Annotated in this window: 13 protein-coding genes; 11 read left to right on the top strand and 2 right to left on the bottom strand. The window is 35.0% G+C overall.

Features of this window, described 5'->3' with window-relative positions; genetic code table 11:
* Positions 1-138 precede the first annotated feature (138 nt).
* The 8 genes from MY490_RS17310 (at position 139) to MY490_RS17275 (ending at position 13,531) form a co-directional block, all read left to right on the top strand.
* Entirely contained in the window at positions 139-5,571 is a 5,433-nt protein-coding gene (locus MY490_RS17310) for a S8 family serine peptidase (RefSeq protein ID WP_248266785.1), read from the top strand.
* A gap of 317 nt (positions 5,572-5,888) precedes the next feature.
* Positions 5,889-6,764 (top strand): NAD-dependent epimerase/dehydratase family protein, encoded by an 876-nt coding sequence (locus MY490_RS17305; protein WP_248266784.1) that lies wholly within the window; start codon positions 5,889-5,891, stop codon positions 6,762-6,764.
* A gap of 369 nt (positions 6,765-7,133) precedes the next feature.
* Positions 7,134-8,564 (top strand): GntP family permease, encoded by a 1,431-nt coding sequence (locus MY490_RS17300; RefSeq protein ID WP_248266783.1) that lies wholly within the window; start codon positions 7,134-7,136, stop codon positions 8,562-8,564.
* A 42-nt stretch (positions 8,565-8,606) separates the two neighbouring features.
* Positions 8,607-9,308, top strand: coding sequence for a CoA transferase subunit A (locus MY490_RS17295; RefSeq protein WP_025568519.1), 702 nt, complete (start codon positions 8,607-8,609; stop codon positions 9,306-9,308).
* A 12-nt stretch (positions 9,309-9,320) separates the two neighbouring features.
* Entirely contained in the window at positions 9,321-9,977 is a 657-nt protein-coding gene (locus MY490_RS17290) for a 3-oxoacid CoA-transferase subunit B (RefSeq protein WP_248266782.1), read from the top strand.
* 30 nt (positions 9,978-10,007) lie between these two features.
* Entirely contained in the window at positions 10,008-10,784 is a 777-nt protein-coding gene (locus tag MY490_RS17285) for a 3-hydroxybutyrate dehydrogenase (protein ID WP_248269411.1), read from the top strand.
* Positions 10,785-10,869: 85 nt separating this feature from the next.
* Positions 10,870-12,288 (top strand): sigma-54 interaction domain-containing protein, encoded by a 1,419-nt coding sequence (locus MY490_RS17280; protein WP_248266781.1) that lies wholly within the window; start codon positions 10,870-10,872, stop codon positions 12,286-12,288.
* A 52-nt stretch (positions 12,289-12,340) separates the two neighbouring features.
* The gene (locus MY490_RS17275) at positions 12,341-13,531 is read left to right on the top strand and encodes an acetyl-CoA C-acetyltransferase (protein WP_248266780.1); all 1,191 of its coding nucleotides are present in this window, start codon (positions 12,341-12,343) and stop codon (positions 13,529-13,531) included.
* Positions 13,532-13,711: 180 nt separating this feature from the next.
* Here MY490_RS17275 and MY490_RS17270 read toward each other — a convergent pair whose 3' ends face one another.
* A complete protein-coding gene (locus tag MY490_RS17270) occupies positions 13,712-14,872 on the bottom strand; it encodes a phosphoglycerate dehydrogenase (protein ID WP_248266779.1) in 1,161 nt (386 codons plus the stop codon).
* The gene (gene serC, locus MY490_RS17265) at positions 14,869-15,963 is read right to left on the bottom strand and encodes a 3-phosphoserine/phosphohydroxythreonine transaminase (protein WP_248266778.1); all 1,095 of its coding nucleotides are present in this window, start codon (positions 15,961-15,963) and stop codon (positions 14,869-14,871) included. The genes MY490_RS17270 and serC overlap by 4 nt, the downstream gene beginning before the upstream one ends.
* A 567-nt stretch (positions 15,964-16,530) precedes the next feature.
* Between serC and MY490_RS17260 the strand changes: the two genes are divergently transcribed.
* From MY490_RS17260 to MY490_RS17250, 3 genes are all read left to right on the top strand, one after another.
* Complete coding sequence (locus MY490_RS17260) at positions 16,531-16,947, top strand: MerR family transcriptional regulator (protein WP_248266777.1); 417 nt, start codon at positions 16,531-16,533, stop codon at positions 16,945-16,947.
* Between the two features lie 162 nt (positions 16,948-17,109).
* The gene (locus MY490_RS17255) at positions 17,110-18,426 is read left to right on the top strand and encodes a hemolysin family protein (RefSeq protein ID WP_248266776.1); all 1,317 of its coding nucleotides are present in this window, start codon (positions 17,110-17,112) and stop codon (positions 18,424-18,426) included.
* 403 nt (positions 18,427-18,829) lie between these two features.
* A complete protein-coding gene (locus tag MY490_RS17250; RefSeq protein WP_248266775.1) occupies positions 18,830-19,705 on the top strand; it encodes a hemolysin family protein in 876 nt (291 codons plus the stop codon).
* Positions 19,706-19,898 lie beyond the last annotated feature (193 nt).

Genomic DNA, 19,898 nt, shown 5'->3' with positions numbered 1-19,898 from the left:
GACCTATAAAATAGATCGATTATTGAAGAAATTCAAACTTTATTGTGTGAAATTCCCCAATTTACAATGTCAATTGCTGACGATAAAATGATGAAAAGAAAGAAAATTGTCAAAATTTTAAAAATGGGGGAGAACAATTTGAGTAAAAGGAACTTCAAAGTGAGTTTAGCTAAAACAACGATCAGTGCTCTGGTCGTGGGCTCGATGATTCCATTTAATGTACTAGCAGCTACACCAAATGTTAGCACAGAAAATACTGTCGTCGGTTCACATACACAAAAAACAAGCACACCAGACTTAACAGCTGATCAAATCGATGCGTTAAAGAAAATATCAACAGAAAGTGATGTAAAGATTTCGCCAAAAATTGATACGAAAAGTTCAAAACCGGTCAAGGTTATTGTCGAATTTACGCAAGAGCCAGCAAAAATAAGTGTCCTACAAAAAGAAGTGGCTGGTGAAAAAACGACATTAAGCGCAGAAAATAGCGCAGTTAATTCATCACATTCTACATTCAAGTCATTTGTAAATGGGTTAAATAATAGTGCAAGTAAAACTAATTCAGTAAATGCAGTATCAGCATTAAGTATCGCACCAAATGAAGGATCTAATGAAACAACAGACACAGCTGGGGATGCTACCGTTCAAATTACGCGTGAATACACACATGCATTAAACGGGGTGGCAATGACACTACCAGGTAATTTAGTTGAGAAATTATTTGATTCTGGTGTAGTAAGTCGTGTATTAAACGATGACATAGTAAAGCTTGACCCAAGAGAAATGAAAGCTTCTGCTGAAAGTGAACAAGGTGAGAATAATTTACCAGAAAATTACATTCCATTACCAGGTATTGAAGATTTGCATAAAGAAGGTACTACTGGAAAAGGAATCAATGTAGGGGTTATTGATACAGGGATTGACTACAATCACCCAGATTTAACAGACGTATATAAAGGCTACCGTGCAAAAAGTGGAGAAGATGCTAGCAAAATCGATCCAACAACAGTTAAAGGATGGGATTTTGTTGACAACGATGCTGATCCAATGGAAACAACAGTTGAAGATTGGGTAAAAGCTGGCAAACCTGAAGGTGATGGTGGGGAACCGTATTATACGTTCCACGGTACACATGTTTCAGGTACGATTGCAGCTCAATCGAAAAATAATATAGAGTTACCAGCACAAGGTGTTGCACCAGGTGTAAACTTGTATAATTATCGTGTACTTGGTCCTTACGGTACAGGGGCTCAAGATGCGATTATTGGTGGGATTGACAAAGCTTTACAAGATGGTATGAAAGTTATCAACTTATCTCTTGGGGCACCAAGTAATGATCCTCTATCAGCAGAAGCTGTGGCAATTAATAACGCAACTCTTGCAGGTGTAACATGTGTAATTTCAGCAGGGAACTCAGGTCCGGGTGCAGGCTCACTAGGTACGCCAGGTGCATCAGCGCTTGCAATTACGGTTGGTGCAAGTGATTTCCCGGTAAGTATCCCGACTGCATCAGCAAAAGTAGGGAATGAAACATTTACTAACTTCAAGTTGCTTGGAAAAGGTTATACCGATAAATTATCAGATCTTGAGAATAAAACTTATCAATTCGTTGATGTTGGTTTAGCACAAGCAGCTGATTTTAAAGATGCGAACGGTAATCCAATCGATTTAACTGGAAAAGTTGCACTGATTACACGTGGGACATTCTCGTTAGCTGAAAAAATAACAAACGCAGCGAAAGCAGGCGCGGTTGCAGCGATTATGACTAACAATATTGACGGTGACATTGATAGTTACTTAGCAAGTGACGATGGGTTTATACCAACATTCCGTATGACTAAAGCTGATGGTGAACGTTTACGTAGTGTAACAGGCACAAATACAATCACTTTTACGAATGTAAGTTCAACGAATACAGAAGGGAACCACTTAGCAAGCTTTAGTTCTAGGGGACCAGTCACTTCGACATATGATATTAAACCAGATGTTGTGGCACCAGGTGTATCAGTGTACTCAACTTATCCATATTTCGTTCATAGCCCAGATAAAGTAGACTATAGTAACGCGTATGCTCGTATATCAGGTACATCGATGGCTGCGCCACATGTCGCAGGAATTGCTGCGCTAATCTTACAAGCACATCCAGACTACACACCAGCTGACGTGAAAGCAGCGTTGTCGAACACTTCTGGAAATCTAGACGGAGATTACTCTGTATACGAACAAGGTGCTGGTTTAGTCAATGTAGTGAAAGCAGTAAAACGTGACGTGAGCTTTAAAGCACAAGATACAACTGCAAACATTGATAGTAGTGGTAATACTGTGAACATGAATTACGAAAAAGGTTCATTAACGTTTGGCGCAGTGTATAGAAAAGACGGTGCGGTCAATACAAGTAATCGTACAGTGAAAGTAAAAAATAGAGGAAACTCTGACAAAACGTTTGATATATCTGCAACTTTCATAAAACCAAATGCAGCGGTAAGTGATGCAACTAAAAACGGCATTACAGTGACAACAAGTTCACCATCACTAACAGTAAAAGCAGGTGAAACAACAAGCTTTACAGCAACCGTGAACGTACCAAGTAGTGCAGATTATGGTCGATACGAAGGATATTTAAACATTGTAAATCATGATGATCCAAGTGAAACGTACCGCATGCCATTGGCTGTTCGTTCGGTGGAAAAAGGAATCAGCAACTTGCAGATGGACGACAATGCGGCCACTACTAGAAAGGCGGTCATCCCTTCATTTTTTAATCTTGGCAGTGCACGAAATATCGGCTTCACATTAAACAGTCCGATGAAATATGTGTGGGCGGTAATTTATGACAAAAATGGCAACGCACTTGGAGCAACATACCCATCGCCAATTAGTGCAAGTACAGCGCCAACGGATCAGTTCTTAGTTATGCCTCCTTTTGATGCAGCTAATTACTATCCATTTATCGGAGATCCGTCGAAAGAATTGACGAGCCAGTTCACAAAAGCAGCCTTGCCAGAAGGTCAGTACACGATTAAATTACGCGCAACAGATACGACAAATATGTATGCGAAAACGTATGAGAAGTCGATGCCATTTATAGTGGACAACCAATTGCCGAAATTGACTTATAAAGATCATGCTCCAGGCGTGTACGAGCTGAGTGATTCAGACTTTACGGATGAAAAACAAGATGGTAATACTTATCATGCGTTTTGGGTTCATGCCAACTTATACGATGAAGGAACCGCTCAGTTGGCTCCTCTAGGCATCACCCAATCAAATAACACGTTGTTCTATTACTATAATCGCATTGACGATCCGGATGGGGCATTCCCGACAGATCCAAATGGGGATACGAAATTCGGGATTGAAAAATCGGACATTGAAAACGGTCCAGCAGTCGTCACACTTTTCCCAAATGATGTAGCAGGAAACGCGGAAATAGTCAATGATTTCCATCAATATGCATTTGTTAAAAAAGGCACGTCGTATATGGTGCCGACGTATGACAAACAAAAAGTGACTCTGAATGATACAGTCACGATGACACTGAACCTACACAATGTTCAACAAATGATGTCAGGGACATATAATGCAACGTACTGGAAAGATGTGTACGATTTGCAAGGGGTGACGGTTGCACCTGAATTCCAAAAATGGGCAGATGATCATGGCGTGAAGGTAAATATAGATACGCCTGTTGCAACGGCTGACCCTCTTTATTCAGCTAAAACCATGATCAATGTTGGCGCTCATTTAAGCGGCGGAGAAGACTTCATAGGATTCAGCGGCGATAAGATGCCATTTTTGAACGTAACCCTAAAGGTGAAGAACGATGATCCACAAGGGCCGGCTAATATTTTATATGGGAATATGGTTGAGGATGATGTAATGACCAACTTCAGCATGATGCAGTATGGTCAAACGCAGCCGACCAACATTACAGCGTTAAGTCGTGTCAACAGCTTCCAAGTTCTTCCGACGCATAATTCAGTTCAATCCTTTGTTAGGCTTCAAGCGTTTGCGAACAATGTAACGATGGACTATACAAAACTAAATGCGAAAGCATATGCACTACTTTCGGATGGTTCTAAGTACCCAGGAACGATTGATGCGAAAGGGTATGTCAATATCTTAAACATTCCGATTTCAAAAGACCCATTCAAAGTAATCATCGAAGCACCAGGGCACTTAAAGAGCGTTCAGACCATCACAATGAATACGCAGACTCCATGGGGAGACAATGTCGGTGCGTTTAGTGGCTATATTGGAGCTACATCCAGACAACCGAATGGACTAGCTGGTGATGTGAACGGCGACGGCGTGATTGACGTCTTAGACGTGAAACAAGTTGCGAAAATGTTTGGAGTTCAAAATACAACAAAATTCAATATCGAAGATCTAAACCAAGATGGGATTGTAGATAAGAAAGATATGAATTTCTTAGTAAGTAACTTGTATAAATCAAACTTTGATGCTTTAATCACACCAAAAGAGATGGTAGATGGAAAATACGCAACTGACTACTTTAATGTGCTTGGCATCGCATCAAGCGTAAACACATTCAAAAACGTTGATAGCAGTGCACACAAAGCAACATTCACTTGGGACCCAGCGGTGGATGCAACAGCGATCAAAATCCAGCAGTCTTCAAATAATGGATCAAGCTGGCAAACGGCAACAACAGACGGCACATTGTCTGTGACTGATGGCAAAGTAACTGTAACTGGTTTAACTGAAAACACGAATTATCAATTCAGAGTATCGATTACAGGTGGCTTAAACGCGGGTGTATCAAACACTGTGAGTTTAACAACAAAAGTGGTGCCAATTCCAAACGCACCAGTTGTCAAAGGCTTAGGTGACAGTGATACAACAATTTCTGGAAAAACAGACCCAAATGTTACGATTACTGTAAAAGCAGGCGAAACTGTTGTAGCAAGTGGAAACGCAAATGAAGCAGGTGACTTTACGCTTCCAATCGCAAAACAAAAAGCAGGTACTGTTTTAGTGATTACAGCAACAAATGATGATGGTAAAGTAAGTAGTGGAACAACTATTACTGTAGTGGATATTACAGCACCAAATGTACCAACAATCAATACAATTGATGACAATGATACGACAATTTCTGGTACTGCGGAAGCAAATGCAACAATTATTGTAAAAAACAATAATGATACGATTGCAACAGGAAAAGCTAATGCAGACGGAAAATATACGATTGATATAAGCACACAAAAAGCAGAAACGGTATTAACAGTGAGTGCAACTGATGCAGCTGGTAACCGTAGTGAACCAGCAACAATTACAGTATTAGATCGTACAGCGCCTAATGCACCGAGCATTAATCCGATTGATCAAAATGATACAATAATTTCAGGATTAACAGAAGCAAATTCAAAAGTTGTTGTGAAAATTAATGATAAAATCGTTGCACAAGGGACAGCTAATGCATCAGGGAAATTTAGTATCACTATTGCTAAACAAAAGAAAGATATAATTATTTCAGTTACTTCAACAGATAGTGCAGGAAACCAAAGTTCAGCTTCTACTATTCAAGTTTTAAACCATGTTAAATAGAGTTAAATTATAACGTACAGTTATAATTAAGTAATATTTGTTAGTATATTTATAGCTTTCGAAATGAACAGTTTCTTAGTTTGGAAGGGGATTGAAATCTACTAACTGACAATAAAGGGTTGTCTCAAAAGTCAAAGTGCTTTTGAGACGCCCTTTTTTAATGATAAACTTATATAGAATTGATGAGAGTGCTTGGCTATTAATGTTCTATTTTTTGATTAGAATAGTTTTAATCATATTGTTTCCTATTATAAAAAGGTATTTTGTTGCTTTATGGCGAATAGTTAATACGTGTATTTTTCTTTGGAGGCTAGAAAATGAAAAAAGTTTTAGTATTAGGTGGTACGAGGTTTTTCGGAAAACGACTTGTTCATAAACTAATCGAAAAAGGTTATGATGTTTCAATCGCAACAAGAGGGCTTACAGGAGATGAGTTTGGAGATCGAGTTAGTAGATTTATAATCGACCGACGAAACCCTGAAACATTAACTAGTTTAACTACTCATAAATGGGACCTTGTTTATGATAATATTTGTTATACTCCAAATGAAGCGAAGGAAATTATTAAACTATTAGCTAATCATGTTGGAAGATATATTTTCACTTCATCTTTAGCGGTTTATGATACGGGATTAAACCATGTGGAAACTGACTTCATTCCATACAATTATGCTATTAAGTATAACATTGATAATGAATATTCATATGCGGAAGGGAAGCGTCTTTGTGAGGCTGTTTTATATCAAGAAGCAAATTTCCCAGTGTTTGCAGCTAGATTCCCAATCGTTTTAGGACCGGATGATTATACGAAGAGATTACTCTTCTATGTTAATAAAGTATCAAGAAACGAAGGAATCATTATATCTGATTTAAACAAAGAGATGACCTTTATCGATTCTGATGAAACCGCTGAGTTTTTACTTTGGTTAGGTGAAAATGAATCGATAAAAAGTGGTCCTTTTAATGCGTGTTCTAATGGTGAAATAACATTTAAAGAAATAATAAACTTTTGTGAAAAGGAAACTGGAAAAAAGGCTATTATTAAGTCTCATGGTACATTCGAATATCAATCACCATTTGATGCTTATAGCGATCAATCATTGAGTAATGAGAAAGCTAAAAAAGCAGGGTTTCAATTTTTAGAAGTTCATGATTGGATGGAAAAATTAATTCATCATTATTGTTCACTATAAAAAGTTCATAAAATGTTCAAAAATAAAATTCCGAATTTCTGGAATTTCCAGGTTTTCGGAATTTTATTGGAGTGGAATTCCGAAATTTCGGAAAAAAACAGATTAAAAATATTGAAAATTATAAATTAACTTAATATTATTAGAATTATAAAATAAATATTTTGTGTGAAGGCACGGTCCTAAAAATATACACATCCGTTTTAGTACGATCCATTAATAACTTGGCACACTATTTGCTTATATAAAAGCAGAAGGACATTCTGTGAAAGGAGCAAAATATAGTAAATAGTGGTATTTAAACTAGTTAAACAGTTTGAATGAAAGCGTTATCAAAAAGTGCCAATACGTAAAGATAACAAGGAGGTTATTATGGAAATCTTAATTATTTTATTAGCATTAGGACTTTTAATGTTTGTTGCTTATCGTGGGTTTTCTGTTATTTTATTTGCACCAATTTGTGCTTTATTTGCAGTACTTTTAACTGAGCCAAGTTATATACTTCCATTCTTTAGTAATATTTTCATGGAAAAAATGGTTGGTTTCATAAAACTATATTTTCCTGTATTTTTACTTGGTGCAATTTTTGGTAAAGTCGTTGAAATGTCTGGTATTGCTGAATCAATCGCAAAAACGATTATTCAATTAGTTGGAGCAAAAAGAGCTATTTTAGCGATTGTATTAATGGGTGCAATTTTAACATATAGTGGAGTAAGCTTGTTTGTTGTTGTTTTCGCTATTTATCCATTTGCTGCAAACTTATTCCGTGAAGGGAATATTCCAAAACGATTGATTCCTGGAACGATCGCACTCGGTGCGTTTACATTTACGATGGATGCATTGCCTGGTACACCGCAAATTCAAAATGTTATTCCAACTACATTTTTCAAAACAGATATTTATGCTGCACCATTTCTAGGTATTTTAGCTGCTGTTTTTGTACTTGCAGTTGGTCTTTGGTATTTAGAATCCAGACGCAAAAAAGCAGAAAAAGCGGGTGAAGGTTATTTAGGATTTAATGGAGAACTAGCTGCTGCTCAGGAAACTCAAACAGAAGTTCCTTCATTAACGACAAATACCTCTACACCAGTTATAAAACAGATATTAGCATTTGTACCACTTTTACTAGTTGGTTTTTCAAATAAATTTTTTGTCGTTTCATTCCCAAAATGGTATCCAAATGGATTTGATTTTAAATCGATTGGACTAGAAGCTTTTGGGGTTGTTGATATAACTGCAGTTGTTGGTATTTGGTCAGTTGAATGCGCTCTAGTTATTGGAATTCTTTCAGCAATGATTTATGGCTATAAGAATATGCGTACTAATCTAAAGACAGGTATTAACGCAAGCATCGGTGGAGCACTACTTGCTTCTATGAATACTGGTGCTGAGTATGGTTTTGGTGGAGTAATCTCTGCATTACCTGGATTTGGAATGGTAAGTAAAGGTATCTCTCATACATTTACGGATCCATTAGTAAATGGTGCTGTGACGACTACAACTTTAGCAGGTATTACAGGTTCTGCATCAGGAGGTATGGGTATTGCGCTCAGTGCAATGTCTGATAAATATATCGAGGCTATTAATAAATATAATATCCCGCCGGAAGTAATGCATCGTGTTATTTCGATGGCATCAGGTGGTATGGATACTTTGCCTCATAATGGTGCAGTCATCACATTATTAGCTGTAACTGGTTTAACACATCGCCAGTCATATAAAGATATTTTTGCAATAACAATCATTAAAACAGTTGCAGTATTCTTAATCATTGCAGTATTTAAACTTACAGGACTTGTTTAAGAATGTTAAACTACTAATCTTACTTTTGAAGGGAGCAAAATAATGGGCAAGAATAAGGTAATTACTTCAGTTGAAGAGGTTGTTTCACAAATTCATGATGGAGCTACGATTATAGTCGGTGGCTTTGGTCTTTGCGGTATTCCTGAAAAAATGATTTTAGCATTACGAGATAAAGGGACAAAGGATTTAACAATCGTAAGTAATAACTGTGGAGTAGACGATTGGGGTCTTGGTCTTTTATTAGCAAATAAACAAATTAAAAAAATGGTTTCTTCATATGTTGGAGAAAATAAAATTTTTGAAAAGCAGTTCTTAAGTGGAGAACTTGAAGTAGAGCTTGTTCCTCAAGGGACTCTAGCTGAACGTATTCGTGCAGGCGGTGCTGGAATCCCAGGATTCTACACAGCAACAGGTGTAGGTACACCAATCGCAGAAGGAAAAGAACATAAAGTATTTAATGGAAGAACTTATTTATTAGAAGAAGGGATCGTAGGAGACTTTGCATTTGTTAAAGCGTGGAAAGCTGATAAGCAAGGGAATCTAATTTTTAGAAAAACTGCTCGTAACTTTAACCCACTTGCTGCGATGGCTGGAAAAATCACAATTGCAGAAGTTGAGGAAGTAGTAGAAGTTGGAGAGCTTGATGCTGATGCAATTCATACGCCAAGCATTTATGTACAACACGTATTCCACGGTGAAACATACGAAAAACGAATTGAACGTAGAATGACTACAGGAGTATAGGAGGCTAATAACATGAAAGATATTCGTCAATTAATTATTCAAACTGCGGTTAAAGAAATTCAAGATGGTATGTATGTAAACCTTGGAATTGGACTACCTACTTTATTAGCAAACTATCTTCCAGAAGGAATTGAAGTAATGCTACAATCTGAAAATGGTTTACTAGGTATTGGACCATATCCAACAGAAACTGAACTTGACGCTGACTTAATCAACGCAGGTAAAGAAACAGTAACTGCTGCGAAAGGTGCTTCTTATTTTGATAGCGCTGAATCTTTTGCAATGATTAGAGGAGGCCATATTGATTTAGCTATTTTAGGTGGCATGGAAGTCTCAGAAACTGGTGATCTTGCTAACTGGATGATTCCAGGGAAAATGGTAAAAGGTATGGGCGGTGCGATGGACTTAGTAAATGGTGCTAAGAAAATCGTCGTAGTGATGGAACATGCAAATAAATACGGTGAAAGTAAAGTTAAAAAAGCATGTACTTTACCTTTAACTGGAAAAAGCGTAGTGAATAGATTAATTACTGAATTAGCAGTTTTTGATTTTACAGAAAATGGAATGGTTTTAGTAGAATGCGTTGGTGGAGCAACGATTCAAGAAATTTCTGAAAAAACTGAGGCTACTTTTACAATTAGTCCGAAGTTATTAAATAACGTGAACTAATCTTTAAAAGGAGGCAAACAAATGCAGCAAATGCTTTCTGAAAAGGTTGCACTGATAACTGGTGCCGGTAGTGGAATTGGTTTTGAAATTGCTAAAACCTTTGCAGAGCAAGGAGCAACAGTTGTCTTAACTGACTTAAATGAGGAAAATGTTCAAAAGTCTGCTACTTCATTACAAGAGCTAGGGTTTAATGCGATCGGTTATGCATGTGATGTAACAAATGAAGAACAAGTAGTTGACACGTTCCGTAAAGTAATCGATCAATTTGGTGAATTACATATTTTAATAAACAATGCTGGATTACAATACGTTTCATCAATTGAGAATTTCCCTACTGAAAAATTCGAATTACTTATTAAGGTCATGTTAACTGCACCTTTTATTAGTATCAAACATGTATTTCCAATTATGAAAAAGCAAAAGTATGGTCGCATTATTAATATGGCTTCGATCAATGGGTTAATAGGATTCGCTGGTAAAGCTGCTTATAATTCTGCCAAGCATGGCGTTATTGGTTTAACAAAGGTTGCTGCATTAGAAGGTGCAAGTGACGGTATAACAGTCAATGCAATCTGCCCTGGCTATGTGGATACACCTTTAGTTCAAAACCAGTTGGCTGACTTAGCAAAATCAAGAAATGTACCAATTGAAAGTGTAATTGAAGAAGTAATTTATCCATTAGTACCTCAAAAAAGATTACTTACAGTAAAAGAAATTGCAAATTATACAGTATTTCTTGCTAGTGAATATACTGGCGGGATTACAGGACAAGCGAATGTAATTGATGCAGGATATACAGTTCAGTAGGATAAGAGTGAAATGGTTGTTTTGAGCAGGGGGAGATTCCTGCTCTTATCCTTTCTAGTTTCTACTACTTTAAGCGAGGTATGGTATGAATAGTATGTTAGAGAGTCTGCCTTTTGATTGGATTTCCGAGATTATTAATCTTGCAACTGAGTGGATTGTTGTCGTTAACCGTGAAGGGAAAATTTTGTATATGAATGAATCATATTGTGAGTTTGTTGGGCGTTCTGCTCATGAAGTAATTGGGATGCCTGTAGAAGATGTTATTGAAAACTCTAGAATGCATATAGTCGCCAAAACCGGTCAAGCGGAGGTAGCGGAGATCCATCCAATAAAAAATACAGAAATGGTAGCAAATCGTTATCCGCTGTATGTAGGTGATGAATTAGTAGGTGCTGTCGGAACGGTAATGTTCCGAAATGCGCAAGATTGGATTGAGTATTCTAAAAAAGTAGAACCTTTAGTAGAAGAATTAAACTATTATAAAAGGAAATTTGAGAAAGAATTAAATAGTAAATATAGATTCAATCAAATAATTGGTGAAACGCCAGTCTTTAACGCTGCAAAAAATTTGGCAGAGCAAGTGTCTGCAAGTTCATCAGCAATCTTACTTTTTGGGGAATCTGGTACAGGTAAGGAATTGTTTGCACATGCCATTCACGATGCTAGTCCAAGAAGAAACTTTCCATTTGTAAGAGTAAATTGTGCGTCAATTCCAGAGCATTTACTAGAATCAGAGCTTTTTGGTTATGAAGAAGGTGCTTTTACAGGTGCAAAAAGAGGCGGGAAAAAAGGGAAATTTGAGATTGCGAACCGAGGAACGATTTTCTTAGATGAGATTGGTGATATGTCTTTGCATATGCAAAGTAAATTACTACGAGTACTTCAAGAAAGAGAGATTGAAAGAGTTGGTGGAAGTTCTCCTATTTCCATTGATGTAAGAGTCATTGCCGCTACGCATCGAAATCTTGAGAAGATGGTAGTATTAAAAGAATTCCGCCAAGATTTGTATTACCGCTTAAATGTAATTAAAATAGACATTCCTCCACTTAGATCAAGGATAAATGATTTACCTCTCATAGCCAATTCGTTAATAAAAAAACTCGAAAGGAAATTTCATCGAAACGGAATTCAAATTTCAAATGAAGTTTTTCAAATTCTTAAGTCTCATCATTGGCCAGGAAATATTCGAGAACTAGAAAACGTACTTGAGAGATGCATAAATGTCCTAAATGGTAAAGTGATTACACCAAAGCAATTACCTCTTTATTTATATGAAAATCCAACTAATCAAAAAAATACAATCGAATCCGAAAAAAATGCATCTCAATTAAATAATCAAAATTCCTTAAAATCTTTAAAAGAAATGATTGAAGAGACTGAAAAGGAAGCAATTAAGAGAGCTCTAAATGAAACTCAAGGTAATAAAATTGAAGCTGCAAAATTATTAGAAATAAGTAAGTCAACTTTTTATGAAAAATGTAAAGCTTATAACATAAAAAGTTAATAGTAGATTTCATGTTGTTTGGTTAAATAGGATGAAAAAAGGGGGAAATAAAATGGGTGAGAATGTTGTAATTGTTAGTGCAGTTAGAACTGCAATCGGAAGTTTCAGTGGTACATTGAAAGATGTGAGTGCAGTAGAATTAGGCGCTAAAGTTATTAAAGAAGCGATTAATAGAGCGGGTATTCAAGAAAATCAGGTTGATGAAGTTATTATGGGAAATGTACTTCAAGCTGGTTTAGGTCAAAATCCAGCTAGACAATCAGCATTAAAGGCAGGACTTCCAAATACTGTCTCAGCCATGACGATAAATAAAGTTTGTGGTTCTGGATTAAAATCAGTCCATTTAGCGACTCAAGCCATCATAGCAGGAGATGCTGAAATTATAGTTGCTGGCGGTATGGAAAATATGAGTCAAGCTCCTTATTTACTTAAAGGTGCAAGAGATGGCTATAGAATGGGCAATCAACAAATTGTTGATAGTATGATTGCAGACGGACTATGGTGTGCCTTTAATGATTATCATATGGGAAACACAGCTGAAAATTTAGCAGTTCGTTATGAAGTTTCTAGGGAAAAACAAGATGAGTTTGCGGTAAATAGCCAACAAAAAGCCGAGAATGCAATAAAGGCCGGTAAATTTGAAGATGAAATTGTTTCAATTGAAATTCCACAAAGGAAAAAGGACCCGATCATCTTTAAAGAGGATGAATATCCAAAATTTGGTGCTACAGTAGAGAAAATTTCATCACTAAGAACAGCTTTCGAAAAAAATGGAACAGTTACAGCAGCAAATGCCTCAGGTATAAATGATGGCGCAGCAGCAGTTGTATTAATGAGTGAAAGTAAAGCAAGAGAACTAGGTATTATACCATTAGTAAAAATTAATGCAAATAGTAGTGCAGGTGTTGATCCAAGCATAATGGGAATTGGGGCAGCATTTGCAGCTAAAAAAGCACTTGAAAAATCATCGATAGAATTAAGTGAAATAGGCTTGATTGAAGCGAACGAAGCATTTGCTGTGCAATCGCTTTCTGTCATGAAGGAATGCGGTTTTGACGAAAATATTGTCAATGTAAATGGAGGTTCGATTGCACTCGGACATCCAATTGGAGCGAGTGGAACTAGAATACTAGTTACATTGATTCATGAAATGAAGAGAAGAGAGACACAGTACGGTCTTGCAACCCTATGTATTGGTGGTGGAGAAGGCGTTGCGACAATTATTGAAAATTGTTTTGAATAAAAAATAAATAAAAAGCGGTAGGACTCTTAATGATCCTACCGCTTCATTGTGAAGATAAACCAAAAAATCTGAGTTCCTTCGAGGACGAAGCCTAGTGAAAAGCGGAGTTACCTTGGACGGTAATGAGCGCCGGACAGGCGAAGCAACGAAGAAAGCGAGCGTTTACGGGCAGTTTGAAGGTTAGATGATTCTTACTGAAATAACACCCTCAATATCTCTTAACAGCTGTTCAACTGGACCATTGATTGTTTCATCAAGGTCAATCATTGTATAAGCAAAAGCACCTTTACTTCGGTTAAGCATATCTGCAATATTTACTTGATAATTTGCTAGTAATCCTGTAATTTGACCGACCATATTTGGAATGTTTTTATGTGCAATCGTAATACGTTTTTTCCCTGTATAAGGTAATTCTACATTTGGAAAATTAACCGAGTTTTTAATATTACCTGTTTCCAAATAATTTTTTAATTGTTTTGCTGCCATTCGGGCACAGTTTTCTTCTGATTCAGTTGTTGATGCTCCTAAATGAGGAATTGGAATGACATTCTTCATACCAATAACTTTTTCATTTGGAAAATCTGTCACATAAACTCCAACTGTCCCGTTATTCAACGCATATTCAAGCGCAACATCATCTACTAATTCAGAACGTGAAAAATTAAGTAATCTTGCTCCCTTTTTCATTCCAGATAAAAGTTTTTCATTCACAAATCCTTTTGTTTCCGGTGTTAAAGGCACATGGATTGTTATATAATCGCACGTTGAAAAAATCTGCTCTAAATTATCTATTCGTTGCACATTTCTAGATAATCGCCATGCAGTTTCGACAGAAATATAAGGATCATATCCATATACTTCCATATCTAACGCAAGAGCGTCATTTGCTACAAGTGCACCAATTGCTCCTAAACCAATAATCCCTAATTTCTTTCCTGCGATTTCTGCTCCTGCAAATTCTTTTTTACCAGCTTCGACAATTTTGGAAACATTTTCTTCGCCAAATAATGAACGAGTCCACTCAATTCCTTCAATAATTCGTCGTGAAGAAAGGAATAAACTTGTGAGAACTAGTTCTTTAACTGCATTTGCATTTGCACCAGGCGTATTAAATACAACAATTCCCCTTGAAGTACACTCATCAATTGGAATATTATTTACACCAGCGCCAGCCCTTGCGATTGCTTTTACACTGCTTGGAATGCTCATTTCATGCATACTATGGCTTCTTAAAAGTATTCCATCCGGTTCATGTAATTCATTGTTAATGCAAAAGTTTTCCAAAGGAAATTCTTTTATTCCGTGCTCAGAAATATTATTTAATGTTTGAATTTTTATCATCTTACAATCTCCTCTAATATTTTCTTTTCAAATTGACTCATAAAATGAACTAATTTCTCAACGCCTTCTAATGACATCGCATTATAAATACTAGCTCGCATTCCCCCAACTGATCGATGACCTTCAAGATTCACCAAGCCGGCTGAATTTGCCTGAGCAAGAAATTGCTTATTTAATTCATCAGAAGTTGATGTAAATGGAATATTCATAAGTGATCTGTTCTCTTTTTTAACTGGTGAAGAGAACAAGTCAGATTGATCGATAAAATCATATAATAATTGAGCTTTTAAAAGATTGGTTTGATAAATACGATCTAAACCACCTGATTCTTTAATCCATTCTAAAACTAGCATCGCTACATAAATGCTAAATGTAGGAGGTGTATTGTAAAGTGAAGAAGCTTCTACATGTGTTTTGTAGTCGAGCATTGTCGGGCAATTTTTATCTGCATTTCCAATGAGATCATCTCTAATAATGACAATTGTTAACCCTGCTGGACCGATGTTTTTTTGAGCTCCAGCATAAATTAAACCGAATTGTGAGACATCAATTGGTTCAGAAAGAATATTTGAAGAAAAGTCTGCAACTAATGGAGAATTTGTTTTAGGGTAAGTAGAGTATTTTGTCCCCTCAATTGTGTTATTCGTTGTAATATGTAAATAATCGTATGGTTCAAAAAGGGCTAAATCTTCTAAATTAGGAATATATGAAAAATTTTCATCCTCAGACGAAGCAATAATATCAACATCTGCATATTTTTTTGCCTCAGAGATTGCTTTCTTTGACCAAGTTCCTGTATTAATATAAGCAGCTTTTTTATACTTTCTTAGTAAGTTTAATGGAATCATTGAAAACTGAGTTGATGCTCCACCTTGTAAAAATAACACTTTATAATTTGATGGAATTTCTAAAAGTTCACGTAATAAGCCTTCACATTTCTTAATAATTCCTTCAAACTCAGCCGAACGATGACTCATTTCCATAACAGACATACCAGAAGTACCGTAAGAAACAAGCTCTTTTTGTACCTTTTCCAATACTGGAACAGGCAAGACAGATGGGCCAGCAGAGAAATTAAAAACGCGTTCCATAAAAATCATCCTCACTAGTTATTTTTTTAATATTCTAACTTTAAACTACTGATATACGTTGGTCAATAAAAGATGAAATAAAATAATAAAAATTTCACAAAAAAATGTAATTTTCAAATTAATGAAAAGGGAATGTTATTGATTGTAGTATTTAAATTAGTAGATTTATATGAGTAAAAACCAAACATTAAGTCAGAAATTGCTGACTGTAAAAATGGAACCTTATGAATTATGTTATTGTTTAATTTCAAAATTACACCTCCAGTTTATTTATTAATTGAAAGGCGTTTTGTGAATCTAGAACTTTTATAGGTTTAGTTCAAACAACAAAAAATAATGAAAAAGATCGGAGCGTAAGTTGCTCGACTCCTATAGGAAATGAGGTAAGCCTAAAGACCCCGCAGGCTTGCCGAGGATACTCAGGTTACGCCCTATGGAAAGCGAGTACCTGGAGAGGAAATCATCCGACCAACTTCTTACTTTTAACGAAATTTATGTAGAACTGTAACGTTTGACTGTATACTTTTAAAATTATATAATAGTAATATTACTTAAAATGGGGGAGGGTTGTCACTTGGGATCGAGTATCGAATTGGTGAGTTAGCTGAAATAGCTCAAGTTTCAAAAAGAACAATTGATTATTATACAAAATTAGGGTTACTAGAAGCAAAACGTTCAGAATCAAACTATCGGTATTATTCCACAGAGGCAATTGAGACTCTCAGATTTATTGAACATTGTAAAAAAATGAGAATATCCTTAGAAGAGATAAAAGATTTATTGAAAACTAATTATAATCAAAAAAATTGTGTTTTTGAACAAATTCAACAAATATCAAATCAAATTATTGAGCTTGAAGCTAAATTAGCTCAATTAGTACCAGTAATTTCGGGTATGAATGATTGTGAAAAAAATGTTTTAGTAGATACATTGTCACATCATACATTTCCGTTATTTGAAACATTGAAACATTTTGTAAAATAATAACTAAATTAATTTAAAACTTAACAATTTATTAAAGCTATAAAATATGTATGTTTTACTAAATTATGGTAATCTATTAAGTAAGTAAAATAATAATTTTATATTTTTGTAGATTGAAATTCTCAGGAGGTGAATACTCGAGTATTATACTCGAGTTCGTCATTGGACATAGTTAACTTGTTTATGATTGCAGTTTTAATCGCACTTACAGCTTTTTTCGTAGCAGCAGAATTTGCGATAGTGAAAGTTAGATCAAGTAGAATTGATCAACTAGTAGCCGAAAAAAAGCGAGGTGCAGTAGCTGCTAAAAAGGTTACCACGAGTTTGGATGAATATTTATCAGCTTGTCAATTAGGTATTACGGTTACAGCTTTAGGATTAGGTTATTTAGGTGAGCCAACGTTTGAGAATCTAATACACCCAGTCGTAGAATTTCTTGGATTAAACGGAACAATTGCTACAACTATTTCGTTTATTTTAGCTTTCTCATTTATGACATTTATTCACGTTGTAATTGGTGAGCTAGCACCTAAAACGGTTGCTATTCAAAAAGCTGAATCAATCACACTAATACTTTCTACTCCACTTATTGTTTTCTATAAAATAGCTTACCCATTTATTTGGGCATTAAATAGTTCTGCAAGATTTTTTACAGGATTATTTGGCGTTAAACCAGCATCTGAATCAGAAGAAGTTCATACTGAGGAAGAATTGAGAATTATTTTATCAGAAAGCTTTGAAAGCGGAGAAATTAATCAGGCTGAGTATAAATATTTAAATAATATTTTTGAATTCGATAACCGACTTGCAAAAGAAATTATGGTCCCTCGTACTGAAATTATCGGTTTATATGCAGAAGACCCAATTGAAGAACAAATTGAAATAATTAAAAACGAAAAATATACACGTTATCCAGTTTTTGGTGAAGATAAAGATGATATATTAGGTATGGTTAATGTAAAAGACTTTTTTATTCGCTATCTTGATGGAAAAGTTGAAAAAACATACGATTTCGCAAACTATACTCGTCCAGTAATTCAGGTAATTGAAACAATCGCAATCCATGATTTATTATTGTTAATGCAAAAGAAACGTATTCCACTTGCAATTCTGTATGATGAATATGGAGGAACAGCGGGATTATTAACAATGGAAGATATTCTTGAGGAGATTGTTGGAGAAATACGTGATGAATATGATGATGATGAAAAACCAGCTGTTCAACATATTTCGGAATCACATAAGATTGTAGACGGTAGAGTATTAATTACTGAAATTAATGATTTATTCGGTCTATATGTTGAGGAAGATGATGTTGATACAATTGGTGGGTGGATTTTAACCCAAAATCACGACATCCAACAAGGTGAATCTGTTTTATTTGAGGACTTTGAATTCAAAGTTGTTGAATTAGATTCACATCAAGTTAAATTAGTTGAAATAAAAAAAAATGAGTTTATTCAGGCAGTAAAATCATAAAGATCAGATTACAAAGAAGGATAAAGCCATAGTCTTTATACCTTCTTTTTTTGTTTTATTAAACAAATTAATACTTAAACCTTATAGTGTTATACTTTGTACAATAATTCACAAAAAGTTAACAACTTATAACGCCAATTCAATTCATTTTATTATAAAATATGGTTGTAAGGTTGATTTGAGCAGAGGTTCTAATTCTTCTACTAGTTATTTATTAACTATTTCAATCAGCTTATTTTTAATCGTTTCGTACAATACCTCATTTTTCCCCCCTCTTCTTTTCTAAAAGTAAGAGGCTTTTTTTTGCATAATTTTACCTTTATTGAATACATATAAATTAAATATTTGTAAAGGATTGTCGATAGTTAATAATTTAAAAATTTGTTATAGGGGTGTGAAGTGCTTGTCAGATGCTCCCTCGGGTAATGGTATAAAAAATTTTTTAAACTTTATTAACCGACTTTTTTCTAAAGAATCAAAGGATCGAAAAAATGTAGATTCAAAAGAAAAACATCTTTTAACACATCATTATTTATTTGATGTTGATGTTGAAGAACAAATTAACTTGTACGAAGATGAATTATTTTTAAGAACTATCACTTTTAAAGAAAAAAAAGTAAATGACATATTGACACCCCGAACAAATTTGGTAGCGGTTGATCTAAATGAATCTGTGCACTCTATATGTAATTTATTTCTACAAGAACGGTATTCTAGAATCCCAGTTTATGAGCAGGATATTGATCATATAATTGGTGTAATTTCAGAAAGGGAATTTTTAACTCAACTTATACAAAAACAAACAGTTACTATTCATGAGTTGATTAGAGAGCCGATTTTTGTGATGGAAACAATGAAAATTTCAACAGTGTTAAAAATTCTTCAAAAACAAAATGCACATCTAGCAATTGTTGTAGATGAATTTGGAGGTACTTCCGGTATCGTTACGCTTGAAGACATAATAGAAGAACTCGTTGGGGAAATTAGAGATGAATTTGACGAGAAAGAGGAAGATTTTTTCCAAATAAATGAGAATGAATACCAATTCCAAGCCTCAATTGACTTATCGAGTTTTTTTAATCGATTTAAAATAAAAAAGCCTAGTAGTCGATATTTAACATTAGGTGGATGGTTATTTGAAAGTTTTAAACATATACCAAAAAATGGAGAATTACTGCAATATAAAAATCTCACCTTCATCATTAAAGAAGTTCAAAATAGAAGAATACAAAGTGTAATTGTAAAAATAAACCATTTGCAAAGTAAACTCGGTTCTTAGGAGCCGAGTTTTTTATGATTTGAGTGCTTAATTTATTCAGTATGGACATAAAAGAAATCAATATGACAATATTTACTTAGTTGATTACGTTTTTTACTTTCTTATATTGGTAATTTAAGGGTAATGATAAATTTATTTTCCTTAGACGCTCTGTTTTTCTAACTTTCATTTTCAATTATAAAAATAGAATTAA

The sequence above is a fragment of the Gottfriedia acidiceleris genome (assembly GCF_023115465.1).
Taxonomy (GTDB): domain Bacteria; phylum Bacillota; class Bacilli; order Bacillales; family Bacillaceae_G; genus Gottfriedia; species Gottfriedia acidiceleris_B.
This window is presented reverse-complemented; position numbering and strand designations above follow the sequence as displayed.